This is a genomic window from Blastococcus sp. CT_GayMR19, assembly GCF_004570385.1.
In the GTDB taxonomy this organism is placed as follows: Bacteria; Actinomycetota; Actinomycetes; order Mycobacteriales; family Geodermatophilaceae; genus Blastococcus_B.
On the sequence record NZ_SPQL01000003.1, the window covers coordinates 93362 to 111310 of the forward strand.

Annotated in this window: 17 protein-coding genes; 6 read left to right on the forward strand and 11 right to left on the reverse strand. The window is 72.5% G+C overall.

Annotated features, from left to right (window positions below):
* Positions 1–145: 145 nt before the first annotated feature.
* Complete coding sequence (locus E4P39_RS05500; RefSeq protein ID WP_135135395.1) at positions 146–1573, reverse strand: cation:dicarboxylase symporter family transporter; 1428 nt, start codon at positions 1571–1573, stop codon at positions 146–148.
* Positions 1574–2030: 457 nt separating this feature from the next.
* Here E4P39_RS05500 and E4P39_RS05505 point away from each other — a divergent pair, with 457 nt between their 5' ends.
* Positions 2031–3374, forward strand: coding sequence for an ATP-binding protein (locus E4P39_RS05505; protein WP_245159680.1), 1344 nt, complete (start codon positions 2031–2033; stop codon positions 3372–3374).
* Positions 3371–4054: a response regulator gene (locus E4P39_RS05510; protein WP_135135396.1), complete on the forward strand. Its 684-nt coding sequence runs from the start codon at positions 3371–3373 to the stop codon at positions 4052–4054. Before E4P39_RS05505 ends, E4P39_RS05510 begins: the two co-directional genes overlap by 4 nt.
* 76 nt (positions 4055–4130) lie before the next feature.
* Here the strand turns inward: E4P39_RS05510 and E4P39_RS05515 are convergent, their stop codons facing one another.
* A complete protein-coding gene (locus E4P39_RS05515) occupies positions 4131–4400 on the reverse strand; it encodes a DUF1876 domain-containing protein (RefSeq protein WP_135135397.1) in 270 nt (89 codons plus the stop codon).
* Between the two features lie 360 nt (positions 4401–4760).
* Between E4P39_RS05515 and E4P39_RS05520 the strand changes: the two genes are divergently transcribed.
* On the forward strand, positions 4761–5999 hold the full coding sequence (locus E4P39_RS05520) for an FAD-dependent oxidoreductase (protein WP_245159655.1): 1239 nt from the start codon (positions 4761–4763) through the stop codon (positions 5997–5999).
* Positions 6000–6117: 118 nt separating this feature from the next.
* Here the strand turns inward: E4P39_RS05520 and E4P39_RS22190 are convergent, their stop codons facing one another.
* A complete protein-coding gene (locus tag E4P39_RS22190) occupies positions 6118–6288 on the reverse strand; it encodes a hypothetical protein (protein WP_167761627.1) in 171 nt (56 codons plus the stop codon).
* 136 nt (positions 6289–6424) lie between these two features.
* Between E4P39_RS22190 and E4P39_RS05525 the strand changes: the two genes are divergently transcribed.
* Positions 6425–7897: an AMP-binding protein gene (locus tag E4P39_RS05525; RefSeq protein ID WP_135135399.1), complete on the forward strand. Its 1473-nt coding sequence runs from the start codon at positions 6425–6427 to the stop codon at positions 7895–7897.
* Between the two features lie 11 nt (positions 7898–7908).
* On the opposite strand, the gene E4P39_RS05530 is transcribed toward E4P39_RS05525, so the two are convergent.
* Positions 7909–8775 (reverse strand): MaoC/PaaZ C-terminal domain-containing protein, encoded by an 867-nt coding sequence (locus E4P39_RS05530; protein ID WP_135135400.1) that lies wholly within the window; start codon positions 8773–8775, stop codon positions 7909–7911.
* 259 nt (positions 8776–9034) lie between these two features.
* On the opposite strand from E4P39_RS05530, the gene E4P39_RS05535 reads away from it, so the two are divergent.
* Positions 9035–9214, forward strand: a complete 180-nt coding sequence (locus tag E4P39_RS05535) for a hypothetical protein (protein ID WP_135135401.1) — start codon at positions 9035–9037, stop codon at positions 9212–9214.
* Between the two features lie 105 nt (positions 9215–9319).
* On the opposite strand, the gene E4P39_RS05540 is transcribed toward E4P39_RS05535, so the two are convergent.
* Entirely contained in the window at positions 9320–10138 is an 819-nt protein-coding gene (locus E4P39_RS05540; protein ID WP_135135402.1) for a class I SAM-dependent methyltransferase, read from the reverse strand.
* 251 nt (positions 10139–10389) lie between these two features.
* On the opposite strand from E4P39_RS05540, the gene E4P39_RS05545 reads away from it, so the two are divergent.
* Complete coding sequence (locus E4P39_RS05545) at positions 10390–11214, forward strand: CPBP family intramembrane glutamic endopeptidase (RefSeq protein WP_167761628.1); 825 nt, start codon at positions 10390–10392, stop codon at positions 11212–11214.
* Between the two features lie 142 nt (positions 11215–11356).
* Here the strand turns inward: E4P39_RS05545 and E4P39_RS05550 are convergent, their stop codons facing one another.
* The 6 genes from E4P39_RS05550 to boxB form a co-directional block, all read right to left on the reverse strand.
* The gene (locus E4P39_RS05550) at positions 11357–12214 is read right to left on the reverse strand and encodes a 3-hydroxyacyl-CoA dehydrogenase family protein (protein WP_135135404.1); all 858 of its coding nucleotides are present in this window, start codon (positions 12212–12214) and stop codon (positions 11357–11359) included.
* Positions 12215–12222: 8 nt separating this feature from the next.
* Positions 12223–13146: an LLM class flavin-dependent oxidoreductase gene (locus E4P39_RS05555; RefSeq protein WP_167761630.1), complete on the reverse strand. Its 924-nt coding sequence runs from the start codon at positions 13144–13146 to the stop codon at positions 12223–12225.
* A gap of 133 nt (positions 13147–13279) precedes the next feature.
* Complete coding sequence (gene fdxA, locus E4P39_RS05560; protein WP_135135406.1) at positions 13280–13612, reverse strand: ferredoxin; 333 nt, start codon at positions 13610–13612, stop codon at positions 13280–13282.
* Positions 13613–13636: 24 nt separating this feature from the next.
* Positions 13637–14704 carry an NAD(P)/FAD-dependent oxidoreductase gene (locus E4P39_RS05565; RefSeq protein ID WP_135135407.1) on the reverse strand — a complete coding sequence of 356 codons (1068 nt, stop codon included), beginning with the start codon at positions 14702–14704 and terminating at the stop codon, positions 13637–13639.
* Complete coding sequence (locus E4P39_RS05570; protein WP_245159656.1) at positions 14701–16386, reverse strand: benzoate-CoA ligase family protein; 1686 nt, start codon at positions 16384–16386, stop codon at positions 14701–14703. The genes E4P39_RS05565 and E4P39_RS05570 overlap by 4 nt, the downstream gene beginning before the upstream one ends.
* An 81-nt stretch (positions 16387–16467) precedes the next feature.
* The gene (boxB, locus tag E4P39_RS05575; RefSeq protein WP_245159657.1) at positions 16468–17949 is read right to left on the reverse strand and encodes a benzoyl-CoA 2,3-epoxidase subunit BoxB; all 1482 of its coding nucleotides are present in this window, start codon (positions 17947–17949) and stop codon (positions 16468–16470) included.

The window sequence follows — 17949 nt, forward strand, 5'->3', positions numbered from 1 at the left end:
TTCGCCGGAAGCTCCGGCAACGGGCCCGTGACACCGCATCGGGCTCGACCGGACCGGCCACCGGCCCGCTCGCGAACGGTGCCCCGGCTGCCATGGGCAACCGGGGCACCGTTCGGGTCCGACGCGTCAAGGGGCGGTCTCCGCGTCAGCCCCGCGAGGCGACCGCCATCGCGGGCTCCTCGGCCACGTCGCCATTCCGGCCCGTCTTCGTCGCGGGCTCCTCGGCCTCGCCGGGCTCCTCGAGGTCATGCGGGTCGAGCATGGTGTCCTCGTCGAACGGGTCGCTCCCGGAGAGAGCCGCCGCGAGCTTGTCCCGGTCCAGTTCCTTCGTCCACGTGGCCACCAGCACCGTGGCGACCGCGTTGCCGGCGAAGTTGGTCACCGCGCGCGCCTCGGACATGAACCGGTCGATGCCGACGATGAGCCCGACGCCGTCGAGCAGGTCGGGGCGGTGGGCCGAGAGCCCGCCCGCCAGAGTGGCCAGGCCCGCACCGGTGACCCCGGCGGCACCCTTCGACGCGATGATCATGAACGCCAGGAGCCCGAGCTGCTCACCGATGGAGAGAGGGTCACCCAGCGCCGAGGCGATGAACAGCGAGGCCATCGTCAGGTAGATCGCCGTGCCGTCGAGGTTGAAGGAGTAGCCGGTCGGGACGACGATCCCGGCGACGGGCTTGCTGACTCCGGCGTGCTCCATCTTCGCGATGAGGCGGGGGAGCGCGGTCTCCGACGACGACGTCGAGACGATGAGCAGGAACTCGCGACCGAGGTACCGCAGCAGCGCGAACAGGTTCACCCGGGCGACCAGTCGCAGCAGCAGCCCGAGGACGACGATCACGAACAGGGCGCACGTCGCGTAGAAGCCGAGCATGATGACCGCGAGGCTCTTGAGGGCATCGATCCCGGTCTCGCCGACGACGGCGGCGATGGCGCCGAAGGCACCGATCGGCGCCACCCACATGATCATCGCCAGTACCCGGAACACGAGCTTCTGCAGGTGTCCGACTCCCCGCAGCAGCGGCTCGCCCGCACGCCCCATGGCCTGGATCGCGAAACCGACGAGCAGGGCGACCAGCAGGGCCTGGAGCACCGAGCCCTCGGTGAGGGACGACAGCAGCGTCGTCGGGATGAGGCCCAGGAGGAAGTCGACGGTGGTGCCGCCACCCTCGGCGGTGGCGGCCAGGTCGGAGCCCTGACCGCGCACCGAGTCGGACAGCTGGAGGCCGTCACCCGGCTGGAGGATGTTGCCGACGACCAGGCCGATCGCCAGGGCGACGGTCGACATGAGCATGAAGTAGCCCAGCGCCAGGCCACCGACCCGGCCGACCTTGGACGCCGACCGGATCGAGCCGATGCCGAGCACGATCGTGCAGAAGATCACCGGCGCGATGAGCATCTTGATCAGGCCGACGAACGCGGTCCCGATCCACTTGAGCCCCGTGGCGAACTCGGGGAAGAGGAAGCCGACGGCGATGCCGGCCAGGACCGCGCCGATCACGGCGAGGTAGAGCCAGTGCGTTCGGTCCCGCCGGCTCGTCGTCGGCGGTTTCTGCGCTGCGATGCCTGAGGCCATGACTGCTCCTGCGGAGTCGGCCGGGGCCGGGAGGGCCCCTGCGTCGGGTCGGCCCCGGACGGGGCGACGTCAGTCACACTCGGCGGCGGCGTGACCGCGGTCACGCATTCGTTCATTGCGTACACGAGAGGCACCGGAGCGGTGCCCGGGCGCGGGAGACTTCGCGGCGTGCCCGTGTCCGCACAACCATCGCGCCGCCGCCGTGAGACCAGCCTCGCCGTACGGCTGCTGGCGCTGCAGGGGCTCATGGTCGGCGCCGTCGTCCTGACCTCGGCGTTCGTCGCCTACAGCGAGGCCCAGGAGGCCGTGCGGCAGTCCGCCGAGCAGGAGGCCACGGCGATCGTCGCGAGCCTCGCGGACTCCCCGCTGGTGCTCGACGCCGTCACCGGAGACGACCCGACGGCCGTGCTGCAGCCCTACGTGGAGGAGATCCGCGAGGACACCCGGCACGTCGTTCATCACCGTCCTCGCCCCCGACCGCACCCGGTACACGCACCCGGACCCGGGCGAGATCGGGCGGCCGTTCCGCGGCACCATCGCACCCGCTCTCGACGGGGAGACGTTCACCGAGACCTACACCGGCACCCTGGGGCCCTCGGTGCGGGCCACCGGTCCGGTGCTGGACGCCGGCGGGGAGGTCGTGGCGCTGGTGTCGGCGGGCCTCACGGTCGACGCCATCGGCGAGGATCTCGCGGCGGCGGTGCCCGGCATCGTCGGGATGGGCGCGGTCACCCTGGCCGTGGGCGGACTGGGCAGCTGGGCGCTGAGCCGTCGGGTCCGCCGCCAGACGCACGGACTGTCGCCGGGCGCCCTGGCGCGGATGGTGGACTACCACGAGGCCGTGCTGCATGCCGTGCGGGAAGGGCTGCTCCTGGTCGACGGCGAGCAACGCGTCCAGCTGGCCAACGACGAGGCCCGGCGGCTGCTGGACCTGGACGGCGATCCGGCCGGGCGGCACCTTCCCGAGCTCGGCCTCCCGCGCGAGCTGACCGAGACCCTGTGCCTGCAGGGAACGGTGGTCGACGAGATCCACGTGACCGGCACACGCGTCCTCGTCGTGAACCAAGCCGCCGCGCGGCCGTCCGACCGGGCGGCGGGCACCGTGGTCACGCTGCGCGACCACACCGAGCTGCAGACCCTCACCGGCGAGCTCGACAGTGTCCGGGCCTTCGCCGAGTCGTTGCGCGCCCAGTCCCACGAGGCGGCCAACCGGCTGCACACCACCGTCTCGCTGGTGGAGCTGGGGCGGCTGCAGGAGGCGGTGGACTTCGCCACCGCGGAGCTGGCGTCGGCCCAGCGGCTGACCGACCGGGTGGTGGACGGCGTCGACGAGCCCGTGCTCGCCGCGCTGTTGCTGGGCAAGGCAGCGACGGCACACGAGCGCGGCGTGGCCCTGGAGATCGACCCGGCCACGGCCGTCGGCAGCACGGGCATCCCGGGGGGTGACCTCGTGACGATCGTCGGGAACCTGGTCGACAACGCGATCGACGCGGCCCTCGGTGGCGAGGCACCGCGCGAGGTGCACCTGGCGATGTGGGTGGAGGACGACCGGCTGGAGATCCGTGTCGAGGACACCGGTCCCGGGTTGTCCGAGGAGGACGCGGGACGGGTGTTCGAGCGGGGCTGGACGACCAAGGACGTGGCCGGCGCGCAGCCCAAGGGGCTCGGGCGCGGACTCGGCCTGGCGCTGGTCGCCCAGGCGGTGCGCCGGCACGGGGGATCGATCTCCGTGCGGCCGGGTTCCGGCGCGGAGTTCCGGGTCTCGTTGCCACTGCGCGTGCCCGTGCAGGCCGTGCGATGACCCCCGGTGCGGCAATCCGCGTGCTGGTGGTGGAGGACGAGCCGGTCGCGGCGGACGCTCACCGTGCCTACATCGACCGCACGCCGGGATTCACCACCGCGGCCGTGGCCGGCACGGGCGCCCTGGCACTGGAGGCGCTCGCCCGCGTGCCCGTCGACCTCGTGCTGCTCGACATGAACCTGCCGGACACCCACGGCATCGAGTTGTGCCGGCGGATCCGCGGGGCCGGCGCCGACATCGACATCCTCGCGGTCACCGCGGCCCGTGAGCTGTCCACGGTGCGGGCGGCGGCCGTGCACGGCGTCGTGGGGTATCTGCTCAAGCCGTTCGGCTACGAGGCGCTGCGGGACCGGTTGTCGGCCTACGCCGGTTACCGCGACCGGATGCGCGGTGGCGGCGACGCGGGCGGTCAGGCGGACGTCGATCGGGTGCTGGACACCGTGCGGCCCACCCGCGCGGCTCCGCTGCCCAAGGGCATGGGCCGCGAGACCATGGACAAGGTCGTGTCCGCCGTCCGCGATTCCGACGGCCTCTCCGCCGCGGAGACCGCGGAGCTGATCGGGACGTCGCGGATCACCGCGCGCCGATACCTGGAGTACCTCGCCGACACCGGCCTGGCGGACCGGGCACCGCGCTACGGGAACGCCGGTCGCCCCGAGCTCGAGTACCGCTGGCGCTGACGCGGGTCCGGTCGGCCGCCGGCAGGGTCACCGGGCACCTGCGATGCTCCCGCGGCTACCGGAACACCGACCGACGTCAGAGCACGGGATGGGCCGGCACACCGCTGGTCTGCTCGATGTCCCGGGCGGCGACGTCGAGCAGGAGATGACTCAGCTCCGACAGCGCCCGGGCCACCGCCAGCTCGTCGCCGATCCGGGGCACGTTGCGGTCTGCGGGGTTCAGCCGCGCGAGCCCGGTGCCGGCCAGGGAATGGTCCCCACCTGTGCTCAGACGGGCGACCGCGCGGGTGCGGTCCTCGTGCTCGTCGATGTCGACCTGAACGGTCCACGTCTTCATGGCGTCCATGGCGATCCCCTCGGTCGGATGTGCCCTTCCATTCTGCTGCGGGAAGCCGGTGGTGAACGTGTCGTCGCGCCGCCGTTTCCCCGCCGGAGAGGAGGACCCGGAGCGCCAACTGCAGGGACCGGCGCCCGCGCCTTCCGCCTGGTCGGTGACGGGGGGCGACCGGCTCGCCGCGCGGCGGCACCCTGGCGTGCTGCCCACGCGTGTCCCGCACCGAGGTGGCTTGTGCGCGGCCCCGGAGGCGCTCACCGTGGACCCGCGCCATCTCGCTCCGATGGCGGGTCGAGCGGGGGTCGGGCCTCGAGCCCACCGAGGGAGCGCCGGTCCGAGCGGCCGGACCGATCCCGTGCCCGGGAGGTCAGCGTGTCCGAGGTCGACTGTTGCATCGCCGGCGGCGGACCGGCGGGGATGATGCTCGGACTCCTCCTCGCGCGCCACGGCGTCGCGGTGATGGTGCTGGAGAAGCACGGGGATTTCCTGCGGGACTTCCGAGGAGACACCGTCCATCCCTCGACGTTGCGCCTGCTCGACGAGCTGGGGCTGGCCGACGAGTTCCTCGAACTGCCGCACCAGAAGGTGACCCGCCTGGCAGTCACCACCGACGACGGCACCTACGCCATGGCCGACTTCGGCCGCCTTCCCGGCAGGTTCCCCTTCCTCGCCTTCGTGCCGCAGTGGGACTTCCTCGACTTCCTGGCGGACCAGGCGCGGCGCTACCCGACCTTCCAGCTGCGGATGAATGCCGAAGCGGTGGATCTGCTCCGCGAGGACGGGCAGGTGACCGGGCTCCGCTACCGGACCCGTGACGGCGGCGAGCACGAGGTGACCGCGCAGCTGACGGTGGCCGCCGACGGTCGCAACTCCGCTCTTCGCGAGCGATCGGGCCTCCGGCTCCGCGAGTTCGGCGCCCCCATGGACGTGCTGTGGTTCCGGCTGTCCAAGCCGGCCGCCGGTGCGGGCCCCTCGTTCGGAGGCGCCGGCCGGATCACGCGGGGGCGCATGCTCGTCCGCCTGGACCGTGGCGACTACTGGCAGTGCGCCTATCTCGTGCGCAAGGGCGGCTACGCGGCTCTGGAGGCGGCGGGCCTGGAGTCGTTCCGCGGCGATCTGGCCAGGCTGCTGCCGGCCGACGCTCCCCTGGAGGCCCTTCGGAGCTGGGACGACGTCCGGGTCCTCAGCGTGCGCGTGGACCGGATGACCCGGTGGCACCAGCCCGGGCTGCTCTTCATCGGGGACGCCGCCCACGCGATGTCGCCCATCGGCGGGGTCGGCATCAACCTCGCCGTGCAGGACGCCACTGCGGCGGCCCGCCTCCTCGCGGGTCCGCTGCGGGGCGGCGGGGTATCTTCTCGGCGCCTCGGCCGGGTGCGGTGGCGCAGGCTCCTGCCCACCGTGGTCACCCAGCTGGTGCAGCGGCAGATCCAGACGCGGGTGCTCAGCCGGATCCTGGCCGGCGACCGACCGATCGCCACACCACGCGTGGTGCGGCTCCTCGACCGGCATCCCGTCCTGCAGGGCCTGCCCGCCCGGGCGATCGGGGTGGGCGTGCTGCCCGAACACGTCGGGTCGGGGCCCGCCGCGGGCGTCGGGCTCCGCCCCTGACGGGTGCGGGAGCTGCGCGATGCGCGACGGGTCAGCGACCACGGAGCTCCCGGTTCCTGGTGGGGTCTCCCGTTGCGCACCCGTCCGTGGCGACGACGAGGGCCTGCCGCCGCGGGGATCAGGCGGGCTCGGGCACACCGCCGGGGTCGCCACCCGGATCGTCCGGAGTCGCCTCGATCGGCGCGGGTGGGAGGGGCTCGGGTGCGTCGGGCAGCAGCTCAGCGGGATCGTCCGGCACCGGTTCGTCCGGGTCGATCTCCGGACCCGGCCCGGTCGATGGTGCGTCCATGTCATGAGTGAACCAGTGCGCCGCCCTCGTCGCCGTGCGTCCACGAGACCGACTGCGAGGCGGTGAGGGCGACCCGGCGCACCGGATAGCCTGCGGGACCACGCCGTCGTTGGGGGACCGGATGACTGGGGACCGGATGACCCGGAGCGCGACCCTGGCCGAGCTCGTCGCCGCCCTCGCAGCGGCGGACCCGGACGCGCCCGCGATCACCTGCGCCGGTTCCACCGTGACGCGGCGGCAGCTCGAGGAACGCACCAACCGGCTCGCCCGGGCCTACCAGCAGCTCGGCGTGACGCGTGATTCGTTCGTGACGATCGGCCTGCCGAACACCGTGGAGTTCCTCGAGGCGGCCATCGCCGCGTGGAAGTGCGGAGCCACGCCCCAGCCGGTGTCCTTCCGGCTGCCCGCCCGCGAGCGGCAGGCGATCATCGAACTGGCCCGGCCGAGCCTCGTCGTGGGTGTCGAGCCCGGGGAGGCCGCCGGCCACACCGCGATCCCCGCGGGCTTCGAGCCGGAGGCGGGGCTGTCGGACGCCCCGCTGGGCGAGGACGCTGCCGCCTCGTGGAAGGCGCCGACGTCCGGCGGCAGCACCGGCCGGCCGAAACTCATCGTCTCCACCCAGCCCGCCCTGGTCGAGTCGGTCGAGCCGTTCGCCCGCCTGCTCGGGATGACCGACGGCGACACCGTCCTGATCACCGGCCCGCTGTCGCACAACGCACCCTTCCTGCTGTCGACCTGTGCCCTGGTGCTCGGCGGCCACGTCGTGCTGATGCCTCGCTTCGAGGCGGAGTCCGCGTTGCAGTTGGTGCAGGAGCACGCCGTCGACTGGATGTACGCGGTGCCGACGATGATGGGGCGCATCTGGCGGCTGCCCGAGGAGCAGCGCCTGGGCTACGACGTGTCGTCGCTGCGGGTCGTCCTGCACATGGCGGCGCCGTGTCCCCCTTGGCTGAAGCGGGCCTGGATCGACTGGCTCGGCCCGGAGCGGGTGTGGGAGCTGTACGGCGCGACCGAGGTGCAGGCCGTCACCCTCCTCACCGGCTCCGAGTGGCTGTCCCATCCCGGCACCGTGGGTCGCCCCGTCGTGGGGGAGATGCAGGTGCTCGACCCCGCCGGTGCACCGCTTCCGGCCGGGGAGATCGGTGAGATCTGGATGCGTCGCGGCCCGGGCGTGCCCAGCCCGTACCGCTACCTCGGGGCCGACGCGCGGACGATGGACGACGGCTGGGAGTCCGTCGGCGACATGGGCTCCATCGACGAGGAGGGCTACGTGTACCTCGCCGACCGCAAGAGCGACATGCTGATCGTGGGCGGGGCCAACGTCTACCCGGCGGAGGTGGAGGCTGCGCTGAGCGAGCACCCGTCGGTCCGGTCCGCGGTGGTCATCGCACTGCCGCACGACGACCTCGGCCAGGTGCCCCACGCCCTGCTCGAGCTCGACGGCGAGGTGACCGACGAGGAGCTCCGCGCCCATCTCACCGAGCGACTCGCGTCGTACAAGATCCCCCGCTCGTTCGAACGGGTTCGCGAGCCGCTGCGCGACGACGCCGGCAAGGTGCGGCGCTCTGCCCTGGCCGCGGCGCGGGCGGAGCCGACGGGGAGGGCGTGAGCGGGTCCCGGTCAGGGAGTGCGGAGGCGGAACGTGCCCCGGTCGAGGACGACGCGGTCGCCGACGGAGGCGCGGAACATGGCGCCGTCCGTCGTCCGCCAGATGTCGACGTCCAGGGTGTCCCCGGGAAACACCGGATGCGTGAAGCGCGCGGACATGCCGCCGAAGCGGTCGGGGTCCCCGCCGCACACCTCGTGCAGGAGAGCCCGTCCGGTGAAACCGTAGGTGCAGAGGCCGTGCAGGATCGGGCGCTCCAACCCCGCCGACCGGGCGAACCAGGGATCGGAGTGCAGCGGGTTCCGGTCACCGCTCAGCCGGTAGAGCAGTGCCTGGTCCCGCCGGGTCGGGTAGCTGAGGCTGACGTCCGCCGATCGCTCCGGCAGTGTCCACGGGGCGGCGGCAGCCGGCTCCCCGCCGAAGCCACCCGCGTCCCGGACCACCATCGAGCTCACGGTCTCGGCCAGGAGGCCGCCCGTCGCCGCATCCCTGAGCTCGGCGACGTTCTCGACGACCGCGTGCCGGCCCGTGTCGTGGACGGCCGAGATCCGGCCGCTGAACGTGGCGGTGGCGGCCACGGGCAGGGCCCCGTGCAGCGTCACCGTCTGCTCGCCGTGGAGGATCTGGGCGAGGGGGATCTCCGGCGCCCCCAGCACCGGGCTCACCGGGTCGCCCTCCGCGCCATGCGCCCCGAGGACGACGGCGAAGGTCGGCAGGACCCGCTGGAGGGTGCCGTGGGAATTCTCCGTCGTGAACGCCAGCTCGTCGTGGGGGTCGGTGCCGCCGGCACCGACGCCCAGCGCGTAGAGGAGCGCGTGCGAGGACGACCAGGAGATCGGCCCGCTGTAGTGCCGTCCGACAATGCCGAGATCGATGGGCACGGATCCTCCGTCAGGGATGCGGCGACGAGCCCACTGCACCACACCGGTCCTGGCCGCCGGTACACCGGCACATCGGTACGGATGCCCGCGACGGACACCGCCCGTCGGGGCGACCGGAACGAGGTCGTCGCGCGATCACGGGGGCGAGAGGTGGCAGTCGCCCGCGACGCTGCCATCATCGAGACGTAGGGGGCCGGCCGCTCTCGACCGACCCGTCCCACCTCAGCGGCACTCTCCGGCGACTCGACCTGGAGGACGGATGGCCGACTACACCGCGACCGCGATCTGCGAGGGCGACTACTGGGTGATCGACGTCACGGGCGTCGGCACGACCCAGGCCGCCACCGTCGACGACATCGAGCAGATGGCCGTCGATCTCGTCACCGCGATGACCCACACCGCCCCGCAGGACGTGCACCTCCAAGTGCGCATCCTCTGAACCTGAAACCTGAACCGACGCGCTCGCCCCCGCAGGCGTGAGGCCAACTCGTGGACGTCGCCCTTCGGGCGGAGCCACCACACCGGACAGGTCCTCGGGGGGAGGCTAGAAGCGGTAGTGCAGCACGATCGTCCCCTTCCGGGACCAGGCCGTGCTGTGCGACGACAGCCGGTAGTAGAGGCGTAACGCCGGCGGGAACTGGGCGACCTCGGGTTCCCGGCTGAGCAGGATCTCGCGAACCAGGTGCAAGCGGGGGTCCCAGCGTTCGGGCTCGTGGGGGTCGTCGAAGCCGGGGAACTTGAGCAGCTCCGAGACGGCCTTCGTGCCGCGGACGTGCTTGGTCGCCCAGATCGCGAACCGTGAATAGCTGTTGAAGGCGATCTCCCCGGAGGGGAAGTGGCTGATCAGACGGTCGAGCAGCGAGGACATCTCCTGCTGGGTGAAGAACCCCATCAGGCCGTCGGCGACGACCACGGCGGGCCGGCCGGTCGGGACGGCGTCCAGCCAGTCCCGGTCCCGCAGGTCCGCGCCGATGGCGTGCGGATTCGCGTGCCCCGGGATCACGCGCTCCCGGGCGGCCACCGCGGGGAAGTCGACGTCGTACCAGTCGACGGTGGACGGCAGGGCGATCCGCGCCGACCGCGTGTCCAGCCCGGCGCCCAGGTCGAGCCCGACGGCGTCCGGGTGGCGGGCCACGAAGTCCGCCGCCACCTCGTCGATGCGCTTGGCCCGCAATGCGCAGGTGTTGATCAGGTTGGCGTCGATGTGCAGTTGACCGATGTCGTAGTCGAGTTCGCGGACGATCTCGTCGGCCAGGGCGTCCCCGAGAATGGGACGCGGCGATCGGCTGTCGAGTGCCCGGCAGCAGAGCGTCAGGTACAGGCTGTCTTCCAGCGGCGTGAAGGCCGGCAGCGTGGTGCTCATCGGATCGGCCCCTCGGGTGTTGTGCCGGTTCCGGCGAGGGTCACCCAGAGGCCGGTCCAGCGGCTGTGCAACGGCGCCCGGACGGCTCTCGCCTGCGGCCGATGGCCCCGATCCGTCGAAGGAGCCTCTGGGACGCCGGCGGTCCATGGCCGGGGTCCACGTGCGTCGGCCGCCCCACGAGTGTGCTCCGTCCGCACTGGCCCGCCAAGCCCTCGGGAAGCGACCTCTCTCGCAGCTGGTTCGCGGCCACCATGAGAGCCGAGGTCACGGGCGCGCGGTCCTGGGTCCGCTTCCTTGTCGGGTTCGCCGTCCTGTGGTGCGTCCTGGCCGGGGTCGCCGAACTGGACGCCACCGGCCGGCTCGGGCTGCTCATCCTGGGCGCGGTCCTCGCGGCCGCGCTGGCGGTCGAGCGGGTGCTCGACGGCACGCCTCCCCGGACGGCGGTGCACCGGCTCGGGCTCGGCCGTCCGGGCGGGCGGGCGCTGCTCCTGGCCGTCGTGCTGTCGGGTCTGGTGCTTCTCGTCCACCCGCTCACGGCGGCGACGACCGGGGCGGACGTCGCGCTCCGATCGGGCTGGCCGTGGCTGCTCGTCGGCATCTTCGCCTTCCACGGCGTGGCCGAGGAGCTCGTGTGGCGCGGCTACGCCTTCCGGCGGCTGCGGAGCGGGCGGTCCTTCGGCCGCGCGGTCGCCTGGAGCATGCCCCTGCTCGCGGCCACCCACGTCCCGGTCCTCCTGAGCTCCGGTCCAGCGGTCGGGAGCGCCGCGATGCTCGTCGCCGCGGTCACCACCGTGCCCCTCGCGTACCTCTTCGAGACCGGCCGGAACACCGTCTGGGCGCCGGCGCTGGTGCACACCGCCATCGACAGCTTCAAGCTCGTGGACGTCGAGTCGGCGGCTCAGCCGATGTACTCACTGACGCTGGCTGCGGTCGCCCTCGTCGTCCCGCTGCTCGCGCTGGCCGTGCCACGGCGCCTCCTGGCGCCGGCCGATGCACGAGCGACTGCGGCCGGCCCCGGCATCCGCCGAGCCGTCGCCCCCGGGGGCCAGGATCGGGCGGGGCCCCCGGAGCCCTGAACGGCTCACTGCGTCGACGGACCGGCGCGCTACCGCGACCCGGCACCTCGTCGTCGTGGACGGGGTCGGGCGTGGGCCTCGGCGTCCTCCGGGCCGTGCTGACCGGCTACCCGCTGCCTGCGGCCGTCGTCCTCCGCCCACCTCAGCCGTAGTCGTAGAAGCCGCGCCCGGTCTTCCGGCCCAGCTCACCCGCCGCAACCTTGTCGCGCAGCAGCTGCGGGGGCGCGAAGCGGTCCCCGAGGGTGCGGTGCAGGTACTCGGCGATGGACAGCCGCACGTCGAGGCCGACCAGATCGGTCGAGCGCAGCGGACCCATCGGGTGCCGGTAGCCGAGTTCCATCGCGGTGTCGATGGCCTCCGCGTCGGCGACGCCGTCCTCCAGCATCCGGATGGCCTCCAGGCCCAGCAGAACCCCGAGGCGGGACGAGGCGAACCCGGGCGAGTCCCGAACGACGATGCCGGTCTTCCCGAGACGGCGGACCCAGGCACCGGCAGCCTCGACGACGTCCGGGGCGGTGTCGCCGCCGACGACGATCTCGACCAGCCGGGACGCCGGGACCGGATTGAAGAAGTGCATCCCGAGGAATCGGTCGGGGCGGTCCAGCGTCGCAGCCAGCTCGCTGACCGACAGGGAGGACGTGTTCGTCGCCAGCACCGCCGTCCGGTGCACGGCGTGCTCGGCCTCACGGAGCAGCCGGGCCTTCAGGGCGGCGTCCTCGGGCACGGCCTCGGCGACCAGCACGGCGTCGGCAGGGATCTCCGCCGGGCCGGCTCGGACGCTCAACCGGGCGAGAACCTCCGCGACCGCCTCCGTCAGCTTGCCCCGCGCAGCAGCCCCCTCGACCGAGGCCGTGATCCGCTCCCGGGTCGTGTCGGGCGCGAGTGCCTCCACGACGGTGACCGCGCACCCGGTGGTGAGGAAGGCATGGGCGATCCCCGAGCCCATCTGCCCGCCACCGAGAACGGCGACGGTCGCTCCGGTGTCCTCCGACGCGGACATGGATCTCCTCAGGGCAGCTGCTGGATCCGCGGCAGCACGGACCGGGTGAACAGGTCGACGATCTCGGCACGGCGGCTGCCCTCGCCGACCGGCGAGAAGATCAATGTCTCGGCGCCGGCGTCGGCGTACTCCCGCGCCCGGGCGGCGACCCGGTCGGGGTCGCCGTGCAGCAGGTACCGGTCGGCGACCCGGTCGAAGTCCTGCTGGTACACCGCGCCGACCGCCTCGACGACCTCCTGGCGCGACCGGGCCGCGTCCGGGTCGGTGCCGCCCCAGCAGAAGATGGCCCCACGAACCTCTGCCGGGTCCCGCCCGGCCTGCTCGGCGGCCGCCCGCACCTCCGCCAGGCTCGAGGCCACCTGCTCGGGTGAGTACATGTAGGGCATCCAGACGTCGGCGAACCTGCCGGCCCGGCGGATCGCGGCCGGTCGCCGCCCACCGAGCCAGATCGGTGGGCCGCCCGGCTGCACGGGGCCGGGCGTCAGGCGCAGGTCGGGCACGCGGGTGAACCGGCCGTCGAAGTCCACCGTCCCGCCGTTCCACAGCGCGGCGAGCAGCTCCAGCGCCTCGTCGGTGCGCGCCCCCCGCTCCGTCACGTCCACGCCGGCTGCGACGAACTCGGGCGGGTACTCACCCCCCACGCCGACCCCCATGTCGAACCGGCCACCGGAGACCTGGTCCAGCGTCGTCGCCAGCTTCGCGGCGAGCGCGGCGGGATAGAGGGGGAGGACGGTCAGCGAGCTGAGCAGCCGGATGCGGCTGGTGGCGCCGGCGGCCGCGGCGAGCGCGACGAAGCCGTTGGGGTGGGGCCCGTGGAAGAAGAGGTGCTCGCCGACGCCCACCCCGTCGTAGCCGGCCTCCTCGGCATGGCGGGCCTCGGCGGCCACGGCGCTCTGGTCGAAGCTCAGGGTCAGGACCACACGCACCGACATCGCCTCCTGAAGCGGGTCACGGGCACGGACATCGAGGCCATCGGGGGCCTTCGGTAGCGGGGTCAGCCGACCTGGCTCGACCACCCGGGCGGTGGGGTGGTCGTCGGGGCGATGCCGTCGAGGGCTCCGACGGTCACGTGTGCTCGGCGACCAGTTCGGTGTCCACGCCGATCTTGCCGACCTTCGTCGCCCCGCCCGGGCTGCCCAGCGGCGCATCGCGCCCGGGAAGGGGCTCGACGAAGAACCGCCGGTTGTCGGCGATGTGGGGCTCGTTCTCCTCGGACACGCGCCGGTCCTGCGAGATGGCCTCGACCGGGCACACCGGCTCGCACGCCCCGCAGTCGATGCACTCCTTGGGATTGATGTAGAGCTTCCGGTCGCCCTCGTAGATGCAGTCGACCGGGCACTCCTCGACGCAGGACATGTCGGTGGTGTCGATGCACTCGGAGCCGATGACGTAGGGCACGGGCGCGTCTCCTGAGGTCGGGGCTCAGTGCGCGGCGGCCGCGCCGATGCCGGCGGGGTCGTCGCTGCTGTGCCCGGGGAACAGCGGCTGGTCGGGGTCGAGATAGGTGGCGGCGTTGTTCACCGCGGTGGCGGCCTCTCCGAAACCTACGGCGATCAACCGCACCTTGCCCGGGTACTCGGTGATGTCGCCGGCCGAGTAGACGCCGGGCACGGACGTGCGCATCGCGGTGTCGACCATGATCTTGCGATCCATGATCTCGATGCCCCACGTCTCCAGCGGGCCGATGTCGGCGGTGAAGCCGAGGGCGGCGATCACCGACTGCGCCTTGTACGGCGTCACGTCGCCGTCCTTGTGCTTGACGTGCACGGTGTGCAGTCGCTCGTCCCCCTCGAGGTGGCTGACCTGAGCGTCCGTGACGAGGACGGTGGAGCCCTTCTCCAGATCGGCGACGCTGGCGGCGTGGGCCCGGAAGTGCTTGCGCCGGTGCACGAGGGTGACCGAGGCGGCGAGCCCGTCGAGCGCCAGCGCCCAGTCGACGGCGCTGTCGCCGCCGCCGACGATGACGACGTCCTGCCCGGCGTGGGCGGCGAGCTCCTTGACCACGTACGTCAGCCCGCGGCCCTCCCACTCCGCGCCGCCCGGCAGCGGGCGCGGGGTGAACGTGCCGATCCCGCCGGTGATGACGACGGTGCCGGTGGAGATGCGCGTGCCCTTGTCGGTGGTGACGACGAGCCGCTCGCCGGCGCGCGGGCGGTGCCCGGCCTCGTTGGTGAGGTGCTCGGCCCGCTCGCCGAGCACGTACACCGGGTCGAAGCGGGCCGCCTGCTCGACGAGGCCGGCGACGAGGTCGCGGCCCTTGATCCCCGGGAAGCCGGCGACGTCGTAGACCATCTTCTCCGGGTACAGCGCGGTCACCTGGCCGCCCGGTTCCGGCAGGCTGTCCACGATCGCCGTGCGCAGGCCGCGGAAGCCCGCGTAGTAGGCGGCGTACAGCCCGGCCGGGCCGGCGCCCACCACCAGGAGGTCGACGTCGACCCGGCGTCCGCCGTCGGCCGCGCTCCCGGGCAGCAGGATGTCCGTGGCGGTCATGCGGGTCCTCCGGTGATGGGGGTCAGGTCGGGCCGGGCCGCGCCGCCCAGGCGCTCGACCGCCAGTTCGCGGACGCGGAAGCGCTGCAGCTTCCCGGTCGCGGTGGTCGGCAGCTCGTCGAACAGGAGGACGTGGCGCGGTCGCTTGAACGCGGCCAGGCCGTCCCGGCAGAACGCGACCAGGTCGTCGACGGTCGCCGTGGCGCCGGGGGAGAGCACGGCGCAGGCGACCGGCTTGTCCAGCCCCGACTCGTCGGGGACCGACACGACCACGACCTGCAGGACGTCGGCATGCTGGCGCAGCCGCTCCTCCACCTCGGTGGGTGAGACCCAGATGCCGCCGGCCTTGATGATGTCGTCGGTGCGGCCCAGCGAGCTGTAGTAGCCGTCCTCGCTGCGCACGTAGGTGTCACCGGTGCGCACCCAGTGGCCCTGGAAGACCAGCCGGGTGGTCTCCATCCGGCACCAGTAGCCGGTGGCCGCGGAGCTGCCGCGGACGAAGAGGTTACCGGGCGTGCCGTCGGGCACCGGATTGCCGTCGTCGTCCACGATCTTGGCCTCGTAGCCGGCGACGATCTCTCCGGTCGCGCCCGCGCGCGTCCGTCCCGGCCGGCCGCTGATGAAGATGTGCAGCATCTCCGTCGAGCCGATCCCGTCGAGCATCTCGACGCCGAAGGTGGACGTGAACCGCTCGAACAGCGCCGCGGGGAACGCCTCGCCGGCCGAGACACAGGCGCGTACCGAGGCGAAGGCGTCCTGAGGAAGGCCGGCGGCCAGCAGTGCCGCGAAGTACGTCGGCCCGCCGAAGAACAGCGTCGGCCGGAAGTCGCGGAGCACCCGCAGCGTGCCGGCCGGGCTCGGCCGTGACCGGTCCAGGACGGTGCTGGCGCCGACGGAGAACGGGAACGTGAGCGTGTTGCCGAGGCCGTAGGCGAAGAAGAACTTGGCGACCGAGAACGTGACGTCGTCCGGCCCGATGGCCAGCACGTCGCGGGCGTAGGTCTCGGCGGTGTCGCGCAGCGACCCGTGCCGGTGCATCGCCCCCTTGGGCGTGCCGGTGGTGCCCGAGGTGTAGAGCCAGAAGGCGGGGGAGTCGGCGACGGTGGGGTAGGGCGCGGCGGTCTGCTCGACGAAGTCCGCGCCGGCCGTGACGAACGAGTCCCAGTCCCGCACCCGGGTGCCCTCGACCTCGGGGAGCGCCGACCCGGAGCCGTCGGTCAGCAGGACGACGTCGGCCAGGCCCGGCAGGCCGCCGACGGCCGGTGCCAGCTCCCCGAACTCCGAGCTGAGCGCCACGAGGCGGGCGCGGCTGTCCCGCGCCAGCACGGCGATGTCCTTCGGCTTGAGCATCGTGGAAACCGGCACGGGGACGGCGCCGATCCGCAGGCCGGCGAGGAACGCCGTCAGCAGCTCGGGGGCGTCGCCCATGCACAGGATCAGCCGTTCCTCCGGGCGGACCCCCGAGGCGATCAGGCCCGCCGCGAACCGGCGGATCTCCTCCTCGAGCTGGCCGTAGCTGAGAGTCCGCACACTGCCGTCCAGGCCGATCGCGGTGATCGCCCGGCGCTCCGGCGTCGCGACGGCGTGCCGGGTGACCAGCCACTCGGCGGCGTTGAACAGGTCGGGCGCGCTGGGCGCCGGGTGCGCCGCGGGTGCTGGGGGAGCGGTGTCGACGGTAGCCACGCTGCCTCCTCGGGACGGCGGGGTCGCCGGGGAACGGACAACACTCCCCGGCGACCCCGGAGGGGTCAGAACCGGACTGACTCAGAAACGGACGTAGTCGTACTCGACCGGCATCGAGTTGATGCCGACCGACGGCGGTGCGATCCAGCCCGCGAAGTCGCCGGTGTCGTAGTGCGGCACCATCAACTCGGCCACCTGGGCGCGGTCGTCGGGCGTCGGCAGCCAGTCGCCCACGTTCTTCTCCCACGCGGCGTCGTCGAGGATCTCGCCCGAGGGGCTCACGTGGTGGCCGGCGAACGTGCCGACCTTGCGGTTGAAGCCCTGGTGCGGCAGGAAGAGCCGCTCCTCCAGTCCGGCGTCCTCGAGCTCCTGGTTCCAGCGCTTGACGCCGTTCTCGCAGTCGGCGGCGTACTCGTTGCGCAGGTCCAGGTTGAGGGCGGTGAGCATCGGCACGGTCTTGGTGCTCATCCGGCCGTTCTCGATGATCGGCACGTCCATGGTCAGGCCGTGCAGCTGGTGGTCGTCCTTCCGGCGGGTCTCCATCCATCGGCCCTTGAGACCGGCGGTGTAGTAGGCGGCCGCGTTGGACGAGGTCTCCGAGCCGAACAGGTCCATCGACACGGAGAACTGGAAGTTCAGGTACTTCTGGATGACCGACAGCGGGATGCCGCCGTACTGCCAGATGTCGTCGGTGCCGTGCTCCTTCATCAGCTCGGCGGTCCGCTGGACCGTGCGCTGCACGCCGGTGGTGCCGACGAACATGTGGTGCGCTTCCTCCTTGAGCATGAACTCGCAGGTGCGGGCCAGCGGGTCGAAGCCGCTCTCCTTCAGCGTCCCGAGCTGGTACTTGCCGTCCCGGTCGGTGAAGTAGGTGAACATGAAGAACGAGAGCCAGTCGGTCGTCTCCTCGTTGAACGCCCCGAGGATCCGCGGCGAGTCGAAGTCGCCGGAGTTGCGCTTGAGCAGCTGCTCGGCCTCCTCGCGGCCGTCCTTGCCGAAGTAGGCGTGCAGCAGGTAGACCATCGCCCAGAGGTGACGGCCCTCCTCGACGTTGACCTGGAACAGGTTGCGCATGTCGTAGAGCGACGGCGCGGTCATGCCGAGGTGGCGCTGCTGCTCGACCGACGCGGGCTCGGTGTCGCCCTGGACGACGATCAGCCGGCGCAGGTCAGACCGGTGCTCACCGGGGACCTCCTGCCAGGCGGGCTCGCCCAACTTGTCCCCGAAGTTGACCTTGCGGTCGGGGTCCTGCTCGGCGAGGAAGATGCCCCAGCGGTAGTCCTCCATGGGCACGCGGTCGAAGTGTGCCCAGCCGTCGCGGCCGACGGCGGTCGCGGTGCGGAGGTAGACGTCGTGGGTCGGGATCGACGGGCCCAGGTTCTTCCACCAGTCGATGAACTTGGGCTGCCAGCCCTCCAGTGCCCGCTGCAGCTTGCGGTCGCCGGCGAGGTTGACGTTGTTCGGGATCTTCTCGCTGTAGTCGATCTTCGACGTCGGGCCGGTCGGCGTGGGGGCGTCGCCGGTGACCGTGCCGGACTGCGGGGTGGATTCGGTGGTGGTCAT